At 52.6% G+C, this 17,311-nt stretch carries 19 protein-coding genes; 10 read left to right on the forward strand and 9 right to left on the reverse strand.

What is annotated here, in order from left to right:
- The first annotated feature begins 13 nt into the window (after positions 1–13).
- From yphD to yphB, 3 genes are read left to right on the forward strand one after another with little or no spacing between them, the layout of a single operon-like run.
- Positions 14–1,012, forward strand: a complete 999-nt coding sequence (gene yphD, locus AABJ99_RS06535; protein WP_039020969.1) for an ABC transporter permease — start codon at positions 14–16, stop codon at positions 1,010–1,012.
- A 32-nt stretch (positions 1,013–1,044) separates the two neighbouring features.
- On the forward strand, positions 1,045–2,139 hold the full coding sequence (gene yphC / locus AABJ99_RS06540) for a zinc-dependent alcohol dehydrogenase family protein (RefSeq protein WP_160523786.1): 1,095 nt from the start codon (positions 1,045–1,047) through the stop codon (positions 2,137–2,139).
- A gap of 11 nt (positions 2,140–2,150) precedes the next feature.
- The gene (gene yphB, locus AABJ99_RS06545) at positions 2,151–3,023 is read left to right on the forward strand and encodes an aldose 1-epimerase (RefSeq protein ID WP_000158524.1); all 873 of its coding nucleotides are present in this window, start codon (positions 2,151–2,153) and stop codon (positions 3,021–3,023) included.
- A gap of 47 nt (positions 3,024–3,070) precedes the next feature.
- Here the strand turns inward: yphB and yphA are convergent, their stop codons facing one another.
- From yphA to hcaE, 6 genes are all read right to left on the reverse strand, one after another.
- Entirely contained in the window at positions 3,071–3,493 is a 423-nt protein-coding gene (gene yphA, locus AABJ99_RS06550) for a DoxX family protein (protein ID WP_001094726.1), read from the reverse strand.
- Positions 3,494–3,589: 96 nt separating this feature from the next.
- The gene (hcaD, locus tag AABJ99_RS06555) at positions 3,590–4,792 is read right to left on the reverse strand and encodes a phenylpropionate dioxygenase ferredoxin reductase subunit (protein ID WP_000660752.1); all 1,203 of its coding nucleotides are present in this window, start codon (positions 4,790–4,792) and stop codon (positions 3,590–3,592) included.
- 9 nt (positions 4,793–4,801) lie between these two features.
- Positions 4,802–5,614, reverse strand: a complete 813-nt coding sequence (gene hcaB, locus AABJ99_RS06560) for a 3-phenylpropionate-dihydrodiol/cinnamic acid-dihydrodiol dehydrogenase (RefSeq protein ID WP_001281377.1) — start codon at positions 5,612–5,614, stop codon at positions 4,802–4,804.
- The gene (hcaC, locus tag AABJ99_RS06565; protein ID WP_001080102.1) at positions 5,611–5,931 is read right to left on the reverse strand and encodes a bifunctional 3-phenylpropionate/cinnamic acid dioxygenase ferredoxin subunit; all 321 of its coding nucleotides are present in this window, start codon (positions 5,929–5,931) and stop codon (positions 5,611–5,613) included. Before hcaC ends, hcaB begins: the two co-directional genes overlap by 4 nt.
- Entirely contained in the window at positions 5,931–6,449 is a 519-nt protein-coding gene (hcaF, locus tag AABJ99_RS06570; protein ID WP_001276084.1) for a 3-phenylpropionate/cinnamic acid dioxygenase subunit beta, read from the reverse strand. The genes hcaC and hcaF overlap by 1 nt, the downstream gene beginning before the upstream one ends.
- Positions 6,446–7,807 (reverse strand): 3-phenylpropionate/cinnamic acid dioxygenase subunit alpha, encoded by a 1,362-nt coding sequence (hcaE, locus tag AABJ99_RS06575; protein WP_000211172.1) that lies wholly within the window; start codon positions 7,805–7,807, stop codon positions 6,446–6,448. Before hcaE ends, hcaF begins: the two co-directional genes overlap by 4 nt.
- Positions 7,808–7,942: 135 nt before the next feature.
- Between hcaE and hcaR the strand changes: the two genes are divergently transcribed.
- Positions 7,943–8,833 (forward strand): DNA-binding transcriptional regulator HcaR, encoded by an 891-nt coding sequence (hcaR, locus tag AABJ99_RS06580; RefSeq protein ID WP_000423269.1) that lies wholly within the window; start codon positions 7,943–7,945, stop codon positions 8,831–8,833.
- 160 nt (positions 8,834–8,993) lie between these two features.
- Positions 8,994–10,133, forward strand: a complete 1,140-nt coding sequence (gene hcaT, locus AABJ99_RS06585) for a 3-phenylpropionate MFS transporter (RefSeq protein ID WP_000244171.1) — start codon at positions 8,994–8,996, stop codon at positions 10,131–10,133.
- Here hcaT and csiE read toward each other — a convergent pair.
- The 3 genes from csiE to suhB all read right to left on the reverse strand — a co-directional run bounded on the left by csiE (position 10,125) and on the right by suhB (position 13,398).
- Positions 10,125–11,405, reverse strand: coding sequence for a stationary phase inducible protein CsiE (csiE, locus tag AABJ99_RS06590; protein ID WP_039020967.1), 1,281 nt, complete (start codon positions 11,403–11,405; stop codon positions 10,125–10,127). The two genes, hcaT and csiE, sit on opposite strands and share 9 nt — an antisense overlap.
- 190 nt (positions 11,406–11,595) lie before the next feature.
- Positions 11,596–12,450, reverse strand: a complete 855-nt coding sequence (gene yfhR, locus AABJ99_RS06595) for an alpha/beta hydrolase (protein WP_039020966.1) — start codon at positions 12,448–12,450, stop codon at positions 11,596–11,598.
- Between the two features lie 144 nt (positions 12,451–12,594).
- Complete coding sequence (suhB, locus tag AABJ99_RS06600) at positions 12,595–13,398, reverse strand: inositol-1-monophosphatase (RefSeq protein ID WP_000553451.1); 804 nt, start codon at positions 13,396–13,398, stop codon at positions 12,595–12,597.
- Between the two features lie 118 nt (positions 13,399–13,516).
- On the opposite strand from suhB, the gene trmJ reads away from it, so the two are divergent.
- The 5 genes from trmJ (at position 13,517) to iscA (ending at position 17,223) form a co-directional block, all read left to right on the forward strand.
- On the forward strand, positions 13,517–14,257 hold the full coding sequence (gene trmJ, locus AABJ99_RS06605) for a tRNA (cytosine(32)/uridine(32)-2'-O)-methyltransferase TrmJ (protein ID WP_000940023.1): 741 nt from the start codon (positions 13,517–13,519) through the stop codon (positions 14,255–14,257).
- A 268-nt stretch (positions 14,258–14,525) separates the two neighbouring features.
- Positions 14,526–15,014, forward strand: coding sequence for a Fe-S cluster assembly transcriptional regulator IscR (gene iscR, locus AABJ99_RS06610; protein WP_001241357.1), 489 nt, complete (start codon positions 14,526–14,528; stop codon positions 15,012–15,014).
- A gap of 240 nt (positions 15,015–15,254) precedes the next feature.
- Complete coding sequence (gene iscS / locus AABJ99_RS06615) at positions 15,255–16,469, forward strand: cysteine desulfurase (protein WP_001295373.1); 1,215 nt, start codon at positions 15,255–15,257, stop codon at positions 16,467–16,469.
- Between the two features lie 27 nt (positions 16,470–16,496).
- Positions 16,497–16,883 carry a Fe-S cluster assembly scaffold IscU gene (gene iscU, locus AABJ99_RS06620; RefSeq protein WP_000331707.1) on the forward strand — a complete coding sequence of 129 codons (387 nt, stop codon included), beginning with the start codon at positions 16,497–16,499 and terminating at the stop codon, positions 16,881–16,883.
- Positions 16,884–16,899: 16 nt separating this feature from the next.
- The gene (gene iscA, locus AABJ99_RS06625; RefSeq protein WP_000028953.1) at positions 16,900–17,223 is read left to right on the forward strand and encodes an iron-sulfur cluster assembly protein IscA; all 324 of its coding nucleotides are present in this window, start codon (positions 16,900–16,902) and stop codon (positions 17,221–17,223) included.
- Positions 17,224–17,311 lie beyond the last annotated feature (88 nt).

Here is a 17,311-nt window from a genome sequence, read left to right on the forward strand (position 1 = left end):
GAGGAACCTGAAGATGTCTGCTTCGTCATTATCATTGCCGCAGGGCAAGAGCGTCTCGCTCAAACAATTTGTCAGTCGCCATATTAATGAGATTGGTTTGCTGGTGGTAATCGCCATTCTTTATCTGGTCTTCTCCCTGAACGCACCGGGCTTTATCTCATTGAATAACCAAATGAACGTGCTGCGCGATGCTGCCACCATCGGGATCGCCGCCTGGGCGATGACGCTGATTATTATCTCCGGTGAAATTGATGTCAGCGTTGGACCGATGGTGGCTTTTGTCTCGGTGTGCCTGGCATTTTTGCTGCAATTTAACGTTCCGCTGGCGATTGCTTGTCTGCTGGTGTTGCTGTTAGGCGCGCTGATGGGGACGCTGGCCGGCGTGCTGCGCGGCGTGTTTAACGTGCCCAGTTTCGTTGCCACGCTGGGGCTGTGGAGCGCCCTGCGCGGAATGGGGCTGTTTATGACTAACGCCCTGCCAGTGCCGATTGACGAAAACGAGGTACTGGACTGGCTGGGGGGACAATTTCTCGGTGTGCCGGTATCCGCGCTGATCATGATGGTGTTGTTTGCGCTGTTTGTGTTCATTAGCCGCAAAACCGCCTTCGGGCGCTCGGTTTTTGCTGTTGGCGGTAATGCGACGGCAGCGCAGTTGTGCGGTATCAACGTTCGTCGGGTGCGCATTCTTATTTTTACCCTTTCGGGATTATTAGCGGCGGTGACCGGCATTTTGCTGGCAGCTCGCCTCGGTTCTGGTAACGCAGGTGCGGCAAACGGTCTGGAGTTTGACGTCATCGCTGCGGTCGTGGTCGGCGGTACGGCACTTTCCGGCGGTCGCGGTTCCTTGTTCGGTACATTGCTTGGTGTGCTGGTGATTACGCTAATCGGTAACGGTCTGGTGTTGCTCGGGATTAACTCTTTTTTCCAGCAGGTGGTGCGCGGCGTCATCATCGTGGTGGCGGTTCTGGCGAATATCTTGCTGACCCAGCGAAGCAGTAAAGCGAAACGCTAAACCTTAACGCCCCTGGCGCGGGTGCGGCAGGGATGAAAATTAATCGTATTGTTAATGAGGGAATTATGAAAACGATGCTGGCAGCTTATTTACCAGGAAATTCGACCGTCGATCTGCGGGAAGTTGCGGTGCCGACACCGGGGATTAACCAGGTACTGATTAAAATGAAATCCTCCGGGATTTGCGGAAGCGATGTCCACTATATCTATCATCAACACCGCGCCACAGCGGCGGCTCCCGATAAACCGTTATACCAGGGATTTATCAACGGTCATGAACCGTGCGGGCAAATTGTGGCGATGGGGCAAGGCTGCCGCCATTTTAAAGAGGGCGACCGCGTGCTGGTGTATCACATTTCTGGCTGTGGTTTTTGCCCGAACTGCCGTCGCGGTTTTCCTATCTCTTGTACTGGCGAAGGAAAAGCCGCTTACGGCTGGCAGCGTGACGGCGGTCATGCCGAATACCTGCTGGCGGAAGAAAAAGATCTGATCCTTCTGCCGGACGCGCTGAGCTATGAAGATGGTGCGTTTATCAGTTGCGGCGTTGGTACAGCGTATGAAGGGATTTTGCGCGGCGAAGTTTCCGGCAGTGATAACGTGCTGGTGGTCGGTCTGGGGCCGGTCGGCATGATGGCGATGATGCTGGCGAAAGGTCGCGGTGCAAAAAGGATCATCGGCGTTGATATGCTGCCGGAACGTCTGGCAATGGCGAAACAGTTAGGGGTGATGGATCACGGCTATTTAGCAACCACTGAAAGTCTGCCGCAGATTATCGCCGAACTTACCCACGGCGGCGCGGATGTTGCGCTCGATTGTTCCGGTAATGCCGCAGGTCGCTTACTGGCGTTGCAATCCACCGCTGACTGGGGACGCGTGGTTTACATCGGGGAAACCGGAAAAGTGGAGTTCGAGGTTAGCGCCGACCTGATGCACCATCAACGGCGGATTATTGGCTCCTGGGTGACCAGTCTGTTCCATATGGAAAAATGCGCCCACGATTTAACGGACTGGAAACTGTGGCCGCGTAATGCCATTACCCATCGCTTCTCACTGGAACAGGCAGGAGATGCCTATGCGCTGATGGCGAGCGGTAAATGCGGGAAAGTTGTGATTAACTTCCCGGATTAAGGAGTCAGCGGATGACCATCTATACCTTATCTCACGGGCCGCTAAAGCTGGACGTTTCTGACCGGGGCGGCGTCATCGAAGGCTTCTGGCGTGACGCGACGCCGCTCTTACGTCCCGGTAAAAAAAGCGGTGTGGCAACCGATGCCTCTTGTTTTCCGCTGGTGCCGTTTGCAAACCGGGTGAGTGGCAACCGTTTTGTCTGGCAGGGGCGTGAGTATCAACTGCAACCGAATGTTGAGTGGGATGCGCACTATCTGCACGGCGACGGCTGGCTGGGGCAGTGGCAATGTGTCTCGCGCAGCGATGATAGCTTGTGTCTGGTGTATGAACATCGCAGCGGTGTTTATCACTATCGGGTAAGTCAGGCGTTTCATTTAACGGCAGATACGCTGACGGTGACGCTCTCTGTCACCAATCAAGGGGCAGAGACGCTGCCATTTGGTACCGGCTGGCATCCTTATTTTCCGTTGTCACCACAAACGCGGATTCAGGCGCAGGCGAGCGGTTACTGGCTGGAGCGGGAGCAGTGGCTGGCGGGTGAGTTTTGCGAGCAGCTACCGCAGGAGCTGGATTTCAACCAGCTCGCGCCGTTGCCGCACCAGTGGGTGAACAATGGCTTTGCCGGATGGAATGGTCAGGCCCGCATTGAGCAGCCGCAGGAGGGTTATGCCATCATCATGGAAACGACGCCGCCTGCACCATGTTATTTCATCTTTGTTTCCGACCCGGCGTTTGATAAAGGATATGCGTTTGATTTCTTCTGTCTGGAACCGATGAGCCATGCGCCGGATGACCATCATCGCCCGGAAGGAGGTGACCTCATTGCGCTTGCGCCGGGGGAATCAACAACGTCAGAGATGTCGTTGCGGGTTGCGTTACTGTAATTTATAAATTGCCGGATAAGGCGTTCACGCCGCATCCGGCATCTTTCCTAACGCCGATCGAGAGAAATTGCCCCCGGCCCGGTAATTGCCAACAGCAGGAATGCGCCAGCGATACTGACATTCTTCCAGAAATTAATCATATTTGGCCCAACCGCATCGCCGGTCATATCCCAGTAATGGTGACCAATCACCGCCGTACCCAGCGTGTAGAAAATAAACAGCACCGCCAGCGGACGGGTGAAAAAGCCAAGCACGATTAAAATCGCGGCGGGCACTTCCATAACTACCGCAATAATCGCTGCCAGCATCGGCATTGGCGCACCCAGCGAGGCCATATATTGGACCGTACCGTCAAAGCCCATCATTTTGGGAAAACCAAAAATAATGAAAATTAAGACCACGGCGATACGGGCAATTAATAACAAAACGGGGCGGGCAGCACCAAAATCAAAATAACGTAGTGTGTTCATAACCAATCCCTTTGCAAGATAATGTGATTTAAACGTAATACACACTCTGGTACCTCGCCACGCCCCAGGCGTTGAGATATTCGCTAATTATCCTGGTTACAGTGATTTAAGCGCGATGTCCTCATCTATCAGCAGTTTCGCATCAAACGTTTTGCCGCTCTGGATCCATTTGCGGATTGGGCGAATCTCACGGCCCTGATTCAGCGTGACTGCACCGATAAGCACGCCGTTTTGCAGATTAAACCAAATCGCCTTCTGAGTTTCCGGGTTGCCACGACAAATCCAGTCATCGCCACGCATATCGCCAATAAACTGTAAGTTATCACTGTACTGATCGCTCCAGAACCACGGCGGCGGCAGTCGCGGAAGCGGTAGCCCCAACATTGCGGCAGCGGCAATTTGCGCCTGGTTATTGGCGTTTTCCCAGCTTTCGCAGCGGTGTAGTGCACCATTATCAAGACGGGTGATTGCCACATCGCCACCGGCAAAGATCGCGGGATCGCAGGTGCGGCAAGCTTCATCAATGACAATACCATTGGCAGTATCAAGGTTGGCCTCGCGAGCCAGTTGGTCGTTGGCGCTGATACCAATACCGTAAATCACCACATCGGCCTGAAGCGTTTCGCCACTTTGCAGCGTCAGTTCTACTTTTTCACCATCGACCACATGTTCAATGGCATTATTGAGCAGAATGCGCACACCAGCCTGCTGATGGCGCTGTAAAAGATAGTGTTGCACGGGCGGTGGTGCATTACGGCCCATGACGGTTGCCGCCAGTTCAATCACTGTCACCTTACATCCACGCTGCGTGGCGCTGGCAGCCAGTTCCAGACCAATAGTTCCGGCACCGACAATCACGACTGACCGTTCGGGCTGCAGAACTTCTCGCAGTCTGGCGGCATCGCCGGCATGGCGCAGGGTAAAGCAGCGTTCTCCCAGTGCATCAAGCAACGGCAGCGGTCGGGCTGCCGCGCCGGTTGCCATAAACAGCTGATCCCAGTGCCAACTTTCGCCGTTGGTTAACACTAACTCTCTTGTGTCGCGGCCCAGCGATTTGATGGTTACACCGGAATGCAGATGAACATTGTTTTCCTGCCACCAGTGAGCAGGTAACACCTGCTGTAACTGCGGGGAATCTTCCAGCAACATGGATTTCGAGAGCGGGGGGCGTTCATAAGGAAGATGTTGCTCATCGGAAAACAGATGCAGCTCACCGGTGAACCCTTGCTGGCGTAGCGAGGCCGCAGCCATTGCCGCCGCTTGCCCGCCACCGACAATAATGATCGTTTTTTCTTTCATCGTGCTTCCTTAAAGATCCAGCCCAGCCGCTACGTGGCGAATGCCGCGAATCGCTAAACCCGCATCAGCGTTGATCATCACACCGCTTAATGCGCGATTATTGCGCCGCGATGCCAACATCACATACGGACCCGTAAAATCCGCCGGTTGCGGGAAAAATTGCAGCGGTAATATGGCGGCAATTTTCTCCGGCGTCAGAGACTGCATTATCGAGGTTTCACTTTGCCCGAGCGCCTGTGGGCCGCGCAGGTCGCTGGCCATACCACACGGGCCGACGCCATTCACCCGCACTTTCGGTGCCAGTTCATAAGCCAGTTGGCGAATAAGTCCGGTTGCGGCATGTTTACTGGCGGTGTACAGCGGGCCACCGCCGCCGGGATACCAGGCGGCATTTGACAGTGTGAAAATCATGCTGCCTTCACTGGCGATTAACGCCGGAGCGCAGGCTTTTGCGCCCAGCAGGTAACCGAGTACGTTGACGTTAAACAGCTCGTGGAAGCCGGTTTCGAGCGTCTCTGCGGGAGTATTAACCAGTGAGGCATTGTGATCCCAGATGCCCGCATTGCCGATAAAACAATCCAGCTTGCCAGAACGAGTCAGGATCTGATCGACCGCGCGTTGATAATCGGCATAGCAGGTCACGTTACCTTCCACCGCCAGAATATGTTCGCCAAATCGCTGACGCAGACTGGCGACTTTTGCCGCCGACAGTTCCAGCGTGGCAACCTGCGCACCTTCTTCGATAAATCGCTCGACCAGTGCCAGTCCTAATCCCGATCCGCCACCTGTAATAAAGATGGACTCGTTATGCAGATCGCTCATGGCTGCGCCTCCGGTAAGTCGATGAAGATATCACCACCTTCAACGTGTACTGGATAAGTGGTTAGCGGATCGGTGGCGGGCAGGCATAACGCTTTCCCCGTTTTCAGGCAAAAACTGGCAGCGTGCAGTGGGCACTCTACCGTAGCATCATCTTCCAGATACCCTTCTGACATCGACGCATTACCATGACTGCAACGATCGTTAATGGCATAAAACTCGCCGCCAACGTTGAACAGGGCGATGACAGGCGAGGTATCGATCCGGAGAGCCTCACCCTCCGGCACATCCGCAACGGGACACGCATAAATTCGATTCATCAGAACAGTACACTCAGGTTATGGGACGTGATCACCGCTTGGTCCAGGACGATATCCCGTTCCAGCAAGCGCCAGTTGCCATCTTCCAGACGACGAACTTTGTCAAAACGAGTCCCGACATAGAACGTTTCATCGCGCTCTTTTTGTGCCCGATAAAGCAGATAATTTACCCGCACAGCAAACACGTCTGGGGTGTCGGTTTCGCTTACCTGGCAGTTGCTGATTAAGTGACGGGTGCGCGACGGCGGCTCTTCCGCCCAGGCCATGCCCGTTTCCAGACGCGCGATTCGCCGCTCCAGCTGGTCTTTGGTGTCATTAAAAATCCAGGTTGTCGGTGGCTGAACGCCTTTGCGGCGGTCACGCGTTTGCGCGTTAACCGTGGTGCGCATGGTGTAACGAATCTCTTTGTCGAGCTGCGCCAGCCAGTCACGAAATTTCCAGTCATCCAGCAGACTGGCTTCGTGATAGAGAAACTGGCTAATGCGGTGATGTAACTCCAGTGAAACCTGCGCACTCATTTCATCACCTCCTGCTGGTATGCGGCGGTTTTATCGAGCACTTCCTGCCAGCTTTCGCTGCTCAGGAGATCGGCCCAGCGTTGATACATTCCACGGGCGGCCGTTTCTGAGAAGATATAGTTTGTAATGCCTGGAATGCCGTCGTCGCGACGTTTTTCCTGACCAAGCCCCATTTCCAGACAAAGTTTACTGTTGCGGGCGCGGTGGCCTTTCAGCAATTTCTGAATTTCACACCAGTTCTCCGAGTCATCCTGCTCAAGAAAACCAGCAGGACCAAAAGCGCGGGTGGCGCTGTTTTCAAAAGCGGCTTTAACCTCATCAGAGGCGGCTTTGTCAGTAATACAGAACGCCCACACTTCAACTTGATCAGGGCCGCGCGGATGCCAGACGCGGAGTGTGGCAGTGCCGTTGAGCCAGGAAAGCGTGGGGAAAATATTGTTATGACCCGCCAGGCGCAGGGCGCGAACTTCGCCTAAACGCTGTTCTGCTTCGGCGTAGGTTTCGCGGTAATAGCTGGAAACTGCACCATCGACCCAGACATTGGCGTCTGGCTTTTCGGTAAAGAAGAAACCGCTACCGTGTCCGTCCTGACCGAATTGTAGGGCATCTTTAGCGGTTTCCCATACCGGGCGGGCGGTTTGTCCATCGCCGAGACGCTTATCGCTGCCATCATCTTTCGCTCCTAATACCTGTACGGCAGAAGCATGGCTGAACAGGGCGTGATACTGGTCACTGGCGAACTGCTCTGCCGGGAATTTCCAGTTGCAGTTGATCACCCACTTCTGTACGCCGCCGACAATTTCGGTACCGCCTTCGCGACGATCCAGCATGCCATCCAGATACCAGGCAATGTCACCCAGGTAATCACGCAGGCCCGGCGCGGAGGTATCCCAGTTGCCAAAAATCAGCCCCTTATAACTCTCCACACAGGGAACTTCGTTTAACCCCCAGTGGGATTTACACAGCCCTTGTGGGTAGGCGCGAGGTTCCAGCGGTACATCAATCAACTCGCCGTTAATACCATAAGACCAGCCATGATACGGGCAGGTAAAGGCGCGAGTGTTGCCGCAATCGGCATAACTCACACGCATGGCCCGGTGGCGGCATTGGTTGAGAAACGCCTTGATGCTGCCGTCTTTCTGGCGCACCACGACAACCGCATCTTCTCCCATGTAGGTGTTAAAAAAATCACCGGGTTTAGGGATCTGGCTTTCATGAGCGAGAAACAGCCAGCAACGACCGAAAATGCGCTCAAGCTCCAGTTGGTAAATATCCGGGTCGGTATAAATACGCGGAGTAACCCGACCGTTTTGGGTGTCAATCAGTTGGTAAATGTTCAAATCTGAGGGTGTGGTCATATTTTTTAATCCTGAAAGATAAGATGTATTGACCTTCTATTTTTGTGCCATAAGGATGTTGCTGGTTGGTTGCTGATATGTGAAATAGTTAATTTCTACCAACTGAGACGTTTTTTCGATAACAAGGGGAAGGTGATGGAACTACGGCATTTACGCTATTTCGTCGCAGTGGCGCAGGCACTGAACTTTACCCGTGCGGCGGAAAAACTGCATACCTCACAGCCTTCGTTAAGCAGCCAGATCCGCGATCTCGAAAACTGTGTTGGTGTTCCGCTACTGGTACGTGATAAACGTAAAGTCGCGTTGACGGCGGCGGGAGAATGTTTTCTCCAGGACGCGCAGGCAATCCTGGAACAAGCGGAAAATGCCAAACAACGGGCGCGGAAAATTGTTCAGGAAGATAAGCATTTAATCATCGGTTTTGTGCCATCGGCGGAAGTGAATTTACTGCCAAAAGTATTGCCCATGTTCCGACTGAAACAGCCAGAAACTTTGATCGAATTGGTGAGTTTAATTACCACGGAACAGGAAGAAAAAATTCGCCGTGGTGAACTGGATGTCGGCTTAATGCGCCATCCTGTCTATAGCCCGGAGATTGATTATCTGGAACTTTTTGACGAACCATTAGTGGTAGTGTTGCCGGTTGATCATCCTTTAGCACAAGAAAAAGAGATCACCGCCGCGCAGCTGGATGGCGTGAATTTCGTTAGTACCGATCCGGCGTATTCCGGTTCGCTTGCGCCGATCGTTAAGGAGTGGTTTGCGCAAGAAAACAGCCAGCCGAATATCGTCCAGGTGGCAACCAATATTCTGGTAACGATGAATTTGGTGGGGATGGGGCTTGGCGTAACTTTGATACCCGGTTATATGAATAATTTTAATACCGGGCAGGTGGTATTTCGGCCAATTGCCGGAAATGTGCCTTCCATTGCCCTACTAATGGCGTGGAAGAAAGGCGAAATGAAACCGGCATTACGCGATTTCATCGCCATTGTGCAGGAACGTTTGGCAAGCGTAACGGCATAAATACGCAATAATTTTGCAAGGTGCGTTGTGGGGCGCAGCTTTTTTAGTGCTTGCGAACAGGCGTTACAGACATCGGGAAGCAGGCTCGAATATTCTTATTTTTCAACTTGCACCAACATTCGATTAACCCCAGACTAACGCCTCCTGACGGGAGGGACTCATGGTTTTGCAATCCACGCGCTGGTTGGCGCTCGGTTATTTCACATACTTTTTTAGTTACGGCATTTTTCTACCTTTCTGGAGCGTCTGGCTTAAGGGGATTGGCTTAACGCCAGAAACTATCGGCCTGTTATTGGGGGCTGGTCTGGTTGCCCGTTTTCTCGGGAGTTTGATCATCGCGCCCCGCGTTAGCGATCCTTCCCGCCTGATTTCCGCCTTGCGCGTACTGGCACTGCTGACACTTCTCTTTGCTGTCGCCTTCTGGGCGGGGGCGCATGTAGCGTGGTTGATGGTGGTGATGATTGGCTTTAACCTCTTTTTCTCACCGCTGGTACCGTTGACCGATGCACTGGCGAATACATGGCAAAAACAGTTCCCGCTTGATTACGGCAAAGTGCGACTGTGGGGCTCGGTGGCGTTTGTCATTGGCTCGGCGCTGACAGGCAAACTGGTCAGTATGTTGGATTATCGGGTGATCCTCGCGCTGTTGACGTTGGGCGTGGCGTCTATGCTGCTCGGATTTCTCATTCGTCCAACGATTCAGCCACAAGGGGCTAGCCGTCAGCAGGAGAGCACGGGAGGGCCAGCCTGGCTGACACTGGTCCGCCAGAACTGGCGCTTTCTGGCCTGCGTTTGTTTATTACAGGGAGCGCATGCAGCCTATTACGGTTTTAGCGCTATTTACTGGCAGGCAGCTGGGTATTCTGCTTCAGCGGTGGGCTATTTGTGGTCGCTGGGCGTGGTGGCAGAAGTCATTATTTTTGCGCTGAGTAATAAACTTTTCCGCCGTTGTAGTGCACGCGATATGCTGCTGATCTCGGCGATTAGTGGCGTAATGCGCTGGGGAATTATGGGAGCAACGACGGCGTTGCCGTGGTTGATAGTGGTGCAAATTCTGCATTGCGGCACCTTCACGGTCTGCCACCTGGCGGCCATGCGTTATATTGCCGCCCGCCAGGGTAGCGAAGTCATTCGTTTGCAGGCGGTTTACTCTGCCGTTGCAATGGGCGGTAGTATCGCCATCATGACCGTCTTCGCCGGTTTCCTGTATCAATATCTGGGCCACGGCGTGTTCTGGGTGATGGCGCTGGTGGCGCTTCCGGCAATGTTCTTGCGCCCGAAAGTTGTTCCCTCATGCTGATTCGAGCATTTTGCGGATCTGATCCTGTTGGTGTGTTGTCAGCGTCAGATCTGTGTAGATCAGCGGTGGTGAAAAGAGCGGTAACGGCGTGGTGTAAGGCGCAATAATCAGTGCCGCGCCGCGTGGAGCACCTCTCTGCAAAAATGCTTTTACCGACATATGCTTAATGTTGAGCGGCAGTAACGTTAGTTCACGTAACTGCTGCTCAATCTGCGCTTCACGCTCGCTATCATTCCCGGTCAGTAGAATAATCTGTTTTTCATGCAGGTCGTTTTCCTGCATTAGCCAGGCACCGAAAATCACCGCGACCAGACCGCTTTCCTCATCAGAAAGATGGACGCTGTATTCACTTTCAAATCCGGTCAGCGCCGCGCGGGTGGTGCGCACCAGGCGTGGGTACAGTCTGGAGAACTCTTCTGGCAGGGTGTTATCAATACCGATGGCAAACAAACTGCGATTTAACGCCTGGGCGAGGTGAGTATAAAGCTGATCGCATAACCCCTGTTCATCATAAAAACGAACATTTCCCAGCTCACGAAAATGGTTTACCAGACGTTTGATAGACTGACGCAATTGTCTATCCCGCTGATGCGCATCCCGAATTGGATCGGGAACTCGCAACATGGAAAAAAGTAATGCCATAAATAGTGGCTCATCAGGCGGTACAGGCTGGAGCGCCCGACGCTGCCAGTGGCGTCCAATTTCCTGCGCTACCTGAAATTCCAGGCAGGATTCTGCCCAGCGACGTTGGAGCGGATTAAACTGAGGCGTAATGCCAGCGTGGTGCTGCAGCAAGCAATATTGCAGATACAGACACAGGAAATGAATATCGCGCGATTCAAAGCGTTTTTGCAGCCGTCGGGAGCAGAGATTCACTAACGCTTGTAGATTGGTATCGTCGTAAAAGTTACGCGAAATTCCGCGCCGCTTTAGTTCACTCTTCAGAGCGGGTGTGAATTGGCTGGTAATAAATGACGGACACAGACGGAAACCACGTCGTAGCCAATGAAATAAACACAAACGTTGGTTAAGCACTGTGCCTTCAACCCGGTAGCTACCGTCATAACCAGTAGTCAGTGTGAGTTGATGATAGCGCAGGATCTCCCGTCCTGTTTCGCTGATATCAAGACAGGCAATATCATCATCCACACCATTAAGCTTGCTGAAGGTTGCCGTGGTGGCGGTCGACCCCGGCTGAAAGAGTGTCAGCAAGATCTGGCAGCGGCGCTGGGGAGCCGAAAGGACAGATGGTGAAGCAAGCGTAGGCATCATCTGTAGATCTCCCATAAGCATAATTGATAAGAATAGCTAAAGTTTGCCCAGGGAAATGGCGAAGGGAATGCTAATCATCAGAAATGTTGGCAAGCGTCACAGAATTTTTCTCATCTTAAACTGTTCTGACCAGTGGATTAGCTCGTCTAAAGGTGGATTTGTGAATGATTATCGCGCTAGCGATCATGGGTTAGTTGTGCGGATTCAACGTGCTAAGGATAAAATCCACTATTTGTTCGCGATAAACATCACCGTGACGATCGGAAAAAGCATCAATGTGTTCGCCGTCAGGGATTAAGATTAAACGTTTTGGCTCTTTTGCCAGATCATACAACTTTTGGCTGTGCTGCCATGGGATAACGTGATCGGCCTTACCGTGAATGAGTAAAACTGGGATCGGGCTGACGCTGGCGATGTAATTTTCGCCGCTGTAACTCTCATCAAGTAAGTAGCCACTGCCGGGGATCATCTGGTTGGCGATGGTTGCATAAGAGGCAAATGTGGAGTCGAGGATCACTGCACGTATGCCCTCACGATCACCCTGACCAACGACATCAAGAATATTCGCCCCGCCAATACTCTGCCCGAACAGCACCAGTCGTTGTGGGTTTACATCACTGCGATGGCGCACCACATTGATGGCACTTAGCGTATCGTCCAGCAATCCGGCCTGAGACGGTGTGCCTTTTGATTTACCAAACCCGCGATAATCAAACATAAAAACGTTGAAATTACGCTCGGGTAACCAACTGACCAGCGGCCAGTGGGCGGACATATTTCCGGCATTGCCGTGAGCATGAATGATGGTTGCGATGGCGTTGTCAGCGGGGCCTGTCGAAGAAGGGATAAACCAGCCTTGCAAACGAGTACCGTCCTTAGCTGTAAATTCGACGGATTCCGCCGACCAGGGGTCGGGACCGTAAATTTTGTCGTCGGGATAATAGAAGAAGTTGATGGCAACTCGCGGCACTAAATAAACGCAGAAGACAACAACAAAGAGAATAAACAGAATTTTGAGAACGCGTGTGTTCACTGGCAGTGCCATAACCTTTCCTTGCGACTTCTTTATCATCCATTAATCGGGGAAAGATGGTGGGAGAGTGACGAAAGAAAGTAAAGCAGTGAGGAAGCATTTCGGAATAGCGCCTGAAAGGCGAGGGCGGGTGAGAGAAATCACCCGCCAGAGAAATTAACGCTTCAGGGCGTCGCTTAACTCGTCACGCATGTTCGCCAGCATGGCTTTAACAACGCGCGGGTTACCGGCAACGATGTTACCGGTCAGCATGTAGTTATGACCACCGGTGAAGTCGCTGACGATGCCGCCCGCTTCACGAACCAGTAGCTCGCCTGCGGCGAAATCCCACGGACGCAGACCGATTTCAAAGAAACCGTCAACACGACCTGCGGCAACGTAAGCCAGATCCAGCGCCGCAGAACCAGTACGACGGAAGTCTGCACATTCGTTGAACAGTTTGCCGACGATGTTGATGTAAGTGGTAGCGTACTGTTTTGCTTTGAACGGGAAGCCGGTCGCAAGAATAGTACCGTCGAGATCGCGAGCGGTGCTGCCGCGCAGACGGTAGCCGTTCAGCTGTGCGCCCTGACCGCGAGTGGCGGTGAACAGTTCGTTACGCATAGGATCATAAACCACAGCAACTTCAGTGCGGCCTTTGATACGAACGGCAATAGATACCGCGAAGTGCGGCAGGCGTTTGATAAAGTTGGTAGTGCCATCCAGTGGATCGATAACCCATTGAACATCCTGATCGGTACCTTCAAGTTCACCGCTTTCTTCGGTGATGATGGTGTGCTGTGGGTAAGATTTACGAATCGTGTCGATAATCACCGCTTCGGCAGCTTTATCTACGTTGGTCACGAAATCGTTACTGCCTTTCTGGCTCGCTTCTACAGCGTCCGGGGTTTCATAGTTTTTGGCAATTAAATTACCCGCCTTGCGCGCTGCGCGCACGGCGATGTTCAGCATCGGATGCATCGGTCTCTCTCACTGGATGTTAAAGAACGGGAAAACGGCGCAGAGTATAGCAGCGAGATCGGCATCTGTCTTCGTTTTATGATAAGATGCGTGAATAATCTTTAGATGAAGAAAGACAATGCTGCAAAATATTCGAATTGTGCTGGTGGAGACGTCACACACCGGTAATATGGGTTCTGTTGCCCGTGCCATGAAAACAATGGGCTTAACCAATCTGTGGCTGGTTAATCCATTGGTGAAACCTGACTCCCAGGCGATTGCTCTGGCAGCAGGGGCCAGCGACGTGATTGGTAATGCTCACATTGTCGATACACTCGACGAAGCGTTAGCCGGTTGTAGCTTGGTGGTTGGCACCAGTGCACGCTCGCGCACGCTGCCGTGGCCGATGCTCGACCCGCGCGAATGCGGTTTGAAAAGCGTCGCTGAAGCGGCAAATACGCCGGTGGCACTGGTTTTTGGTCGTGAGCGTGTCGGCTTGACCAATGAAGAGTTGCAAAAGTGCCATTATCATGTCGCCATTGCCGCTAACCCGGAATACAGTTCGCTTAACCTGGCGATGGCTGTTCAGGTTATTGCCTATGAAGTGCGCATGGCCTGGCTGGCGACTCAGGAGAACAGCGAGCAGGTTGAACATGACGAGACGCCGTATCCGCTGGTCGATGATCTGGAACGTTTTTACGGTCATCTTGAACAAACGCTGCTGGCAACCGGCTTTATCCGTGAAAACCATCCGGGGCAGGTGATGAATAAGCTGCGTCGTCTGTTTACCCGTGCGCGCCCGGAAAGCCAGGAGTTGAATATCCTGCGCGGGATTCTGGCTTCTATTGAGCAGCAGAATAAAGGTAACAAGGCCGAATAACCGAGGTTGCCTGATGCGGCGCTTAACGCGTCTTGTCAGGCCTACATTGTACTGAACCCCTGGTCGGATAAAGTGTTTACGCCGCACCCGACAACAGGTACAAACGCCACGATAAAAAATGGCACTGAAGGTTAAATACCCGACTAAATCAGTCAAGTAAATAGTTGACCAATTTACTCGGGAATGTCAGACTTGACCCTGCTATGCAATACCCCCACTTTTACAATAAAAAACCCCGGGCAGGGGCGAGTTTGAGGTGAAGTAAGACATGAGACTGACATCTAAAGGGCGCTATGCCGTGACCGCAATGCTTGACGTTGCGCTCAACTCTGAAGCGGGCCCGGTACCGTTGGCTGATATTTCCGAACGTCAGGGAATTTCCCTTTCTTATCTGGAACAACTGTTTTCCCGTCTGCGTAAAAATGGTCTGGTTTCCAGCGTACGCGGACCAGGCGGTGGTTATCTGTTAGGCAAAGATGCCAGCAGCATCGCCGTTGGCGAAGTGATTAGCGCCGTTGACGAATCTGTAGATGCCACCCGTTGTCAGGGTAAAGGCGGCTGCCAGGGGGGCGATAAATGCCTGACCCATGCGCTGTGGCGTGATTTGAGCGACCGCCTCACCGGTTTTCTCAACAACATTACTTTAGGCGAACTGGTTAATAACCAGGAAGTGCTGGATGTATCTGGTCGTCAGCATACTCACGACGCGCCACGCACCCGCACACAAGACGCGATCGACGTTAAGTTACGCGCTTAATTTAACCGTCCTGTTTCGTGTTGCATCTGCGTTGACTGCACATACTCACTCCGGTCACTTACTTATGTAAGCTCCCGGAGATTCGTAAGTTTGTCAACTTGCTGAAACCCGAAACAGTTAGGTTAAAGATAACAAGATATTAGAATCAGGCCGGGGCGTCTCGCGCTCCGTAAACACGGTCGTACATCCAGCCGGTAGCCTGGTTCCTTGCATTGAGTGATGTACGGAGTTTATAGAGCAATGAAATTACCGATTTATCTCGACTACTCCGCAACCACGCCGGTGGACCCGCGTGTTGCCGAGAAAATGATGCAGTTTATGACGATGGACGGAACCTTTGGTAACCCGGCCTCCCGTTCTCACCGTTTCGGCTGGCAGGCTGAAGAAGCGGTAGATATCGCTCGTAATCAGATTGCCGATCTGGTTGGCGCTGATCCGCGTGAAATCGTCTTTACCTCTGGTGCTACCGAATCTGACAACCTGGCGATCAAAGGTGCTGCTAACTTTTATCAGAAAAAAGGCAAGCACATCATCACCAGCAAAACCGAACACAAAGCGGTACTGGATACCTGCCGTCAGCTGGAGCGCGAAGGTTTTGAAGTCACTTACCTGGCACCGCAGCGTAACGGTATTATCGACCTGAAAGAACTCGAAGCAGCGATGCGTGATGACACCATCCTTGTTTCCATCATGCACGTAAATAACGAAATCGGCGTGGTGCAGGATATCGCGGCTATCGGTGAAATGTGCCGTGCTCGTGGCATTATCTATCACGTTGATGCAACCCAGAGCGTGGGCAAACTGCCTATCGACCTGAGCCAGTTGAAAGTTGACCTGATGTCTTTCTCCGGTCACAAAATCTACGGCCCGAAAGGTATCGGTGCGCTGTATGTGCGTCGTAAACCGCGCGTACGTATCGAAGCACAAATGCACGGCGGCGGTCACGAGCGCGGTATGCGTTCCGGTACTCTGCCTGTTCACCAGATCGTCGGGATGGGCGAAGCCTATCGCATCGCAAAAGAAGAGATGGCGACCGAGATGGAACGTTTGCGCGGCCTGCGTAACCGTCTGTGGAACGGCATCAAAGATATCGAAGAAGTTTACCTGAACGGTGACCTGGAACACGGTGCGCCGAACATTCTCAACGTCAGCTTTAATTACGTTGAAGGTGAGTCGCTGATTATGGCGCTGAAAGACCTTGCGGTTTCTTCCGGTTCTGCCTGTACGTCAGCAAGCCTCGAACCGTCCTACGTGCTGCGCGCGCTGGGGCTGAACGATGAGCTGGCACATAGCTCTATCCGTTTCTCTTTAGGTCGTTTTACTACTGAAGAAGAGATCGACTACACCATCGAGTTAGTTCGTAAATCCATCGGTCGTCTGCGTGACCTTTCTCCGCTGTGGGAAATGTACAAGCAGGGCGTGGATCTGAACAGCATCGAATGGGCACATCATTAATCGGTATCGGAATCAGGAGAATTTATAATGGCTTACAGCGAAAAAGTTATCGATCATTACGAGAATCCGCGTAACGTGGGTTCCTTCGACAACAACGACGAGAACGTGGGCAGCGGCATGGTGGGTGCACCGGCCTGTGGCGACGTGATGAAGTTGCAGATTAAAGTCAACGATGAAGGTATCATTGAAGACGCGCGTTTTAAAACTTACGGCTGCGGTTCCGCTATCGCTTCCAGCTCCCTGGTCACCGAATGGGTGAAAGGGAAGTCTCTCGACGAAGCACAGGCGATCAAAAACACCGATATTGCTGAAGAACTTGAACTGCCGCCGGTGAAAATTCACTGTTCTATTCTGGCAGAAGACGCGATCAAAGCCGCCATTGCGGACTATAAAAGCAAACGTGAAGCAAAATAAGAGTTGAGGTTTGGTTATGTCGATTACACTGAGCGACAGTGCAGCAGCGCGAGTAAATACCTTTCTGGCTAACCGCGGCAAAGGGTTTGGCCTGCGTCTGGGTGTGAGAACCTCCGGATGTTCAGGTATGGCTTATGTACTGGAATTTGTTGACGAACCGACGCCGGAAGACATCGTGTTTGAAGACAAAGGCGTGAAAGTCGTGGTCGATGGCAAAAGCCTGCAATTTCTGGACGGTACGCAACTGGATTTCGTAAAAGAAGGCCTGAACGAAGGGTTTAAATTTACCAACCCGAACGTCAAAGATGAGTGTGGTTGCGGCGAAAGCTTCCACGTTTGATGCGCATACCGATAACCCCACCGTGGTCAGCTGCGCGTGGGGTTTGTTTTACCTGATTCGTCGTTATTGCGGCGGATCGCAGCCCTGA

The organism is Escherichia coli (genome assembly GCF_036503815.1).
Classification (GTDB): domain Bacteria; phylum Pseudomonadota; class Gammaproteobacteria; order Enterobacterales; family Enterobacteriaceae; genus Escherichia; species Escherichia coli_F.

Bases quoted from the DNA above. Each gene is read 5' to 3' on its own strand.
- iscA (WP_000028953.1), top strand. From the start codon at position 16,900: ATGTCGATTACACTGAGCGACAGTGCAGCAGCGCGAGTAAATACCTTT.
- hcaT (WP_000244171.1), top strand. From the start codon at position 8,994: ATGGTTTTGCAATCCACGCGCTGGTTGGCGCTCGGTTATTTCACATAC.
- iscR (WP_001241357.1), top strand. From the start codon at position 14,526: ATGAGACTGACATCTAAAGGGCGCTATGCCGTGACCGCAATGCTTGAC.
- trmJ (WP_000940023.1), top strand. From the start codon at position 13,517: ATGCTGCAAAATATTCGAATTGTGCTGGTGGAGACGTCACACACCGGT.
- hcaB (WP_001281377.1), bottom strand. From the start codon at position 5,614: ATGAGCGATCTGCATAACGAGTCCATCTTTATTACAGGTGGCGGATCG.
- yphC (WP_160523786.1), top strand. From the start codon at position 1,045: ATGAAAATTAATCGTATTGTTAATGAGGGAATTATGAAAACGATGCTG.
- csiE (WP_039020967.1), bottom strand. From the start codon at position 11,405: ATGATGCCTACGCTTGCTTCACCATCTGTCCTTTCGGCTCCCCAGCGC.
- hcaR (WP_000423269.1), top strand. From the start codon at position 7,943: ATGGAACTACGGCATTTACGCTATTTCGTCGCAGTGGCGCAGGCACTG.
- hcaD (WP_000660752.1), bottom strand. From the start codon at position 4,792: ATGAAAGAAAAAACGATCATTATTGTCGGTGGCGGGCAAGCGGCGGCA.
- iscU (WP_000331707.1), top strand. From the start codon at position 16,497: ATGGCTTACAGCGAAAAAGTTATCGATCATTACGAGAATCCGCGTAAC.
- yfhR (WP_039020966.1), bottom strand. From the start codon at position 12,450: ATGGCACTGCCAGTGAACACACGCGTTCTCAAAATTCTGTTTATTCTC.
- yphB (WP_000158524.1), top strand. From the start codon at position 2,151: ATGACCATCTATACCTTATCTCACGGGCCGCTAAAGCTGGACGTTTCT.
- yphD (WP_039020969.1), top strand. From the start codon at position 14: ATGTCTGCTTCGTCATTATCATTGCCGCAGGGCAAGAGCGTCTCGCTC.
- hcaF (WP_001276084.1), bottom strand. From the start codon at position 6,449: ATGAGTGCGCAGGTTTCACTGGAGTTACATCACCGCATTAGCCAGTTT.
- iscS (WP_001295373.1), top strand. From the start codon at position 15,255: ATGAAATTACCGATTTATCTCGACTACTCCGCAACCACGCCGGTGGAC.
- yphA (WP_001094726.1), bottom strand. From the start codon at position 3,493: ATGAACACACTACGTTATTTTGATTTTGGTGCTGCCCGCCCCGTTTTG.
- suhB (WP_000553451.1), bottom strand. From the start codon at position 13,398: ATGCATCCGATGCTGAACATCGCCGTGCGCGCAGCGCGCAAGGCGGGT.
- hcaC (WP_001080102.1), bottom strand. From the start codon at position 5,931: ATGAATCGAATTTATGCGTGTCCCGTTGCGGATGTGCCGGAGGGTGAG.
- hcaE (WP_000211172.1), bottom strand. From the start codon at position 7,807: ATGACCACACCCTCAGATTTGAACATTTACCAACTGATTGACACCCAA.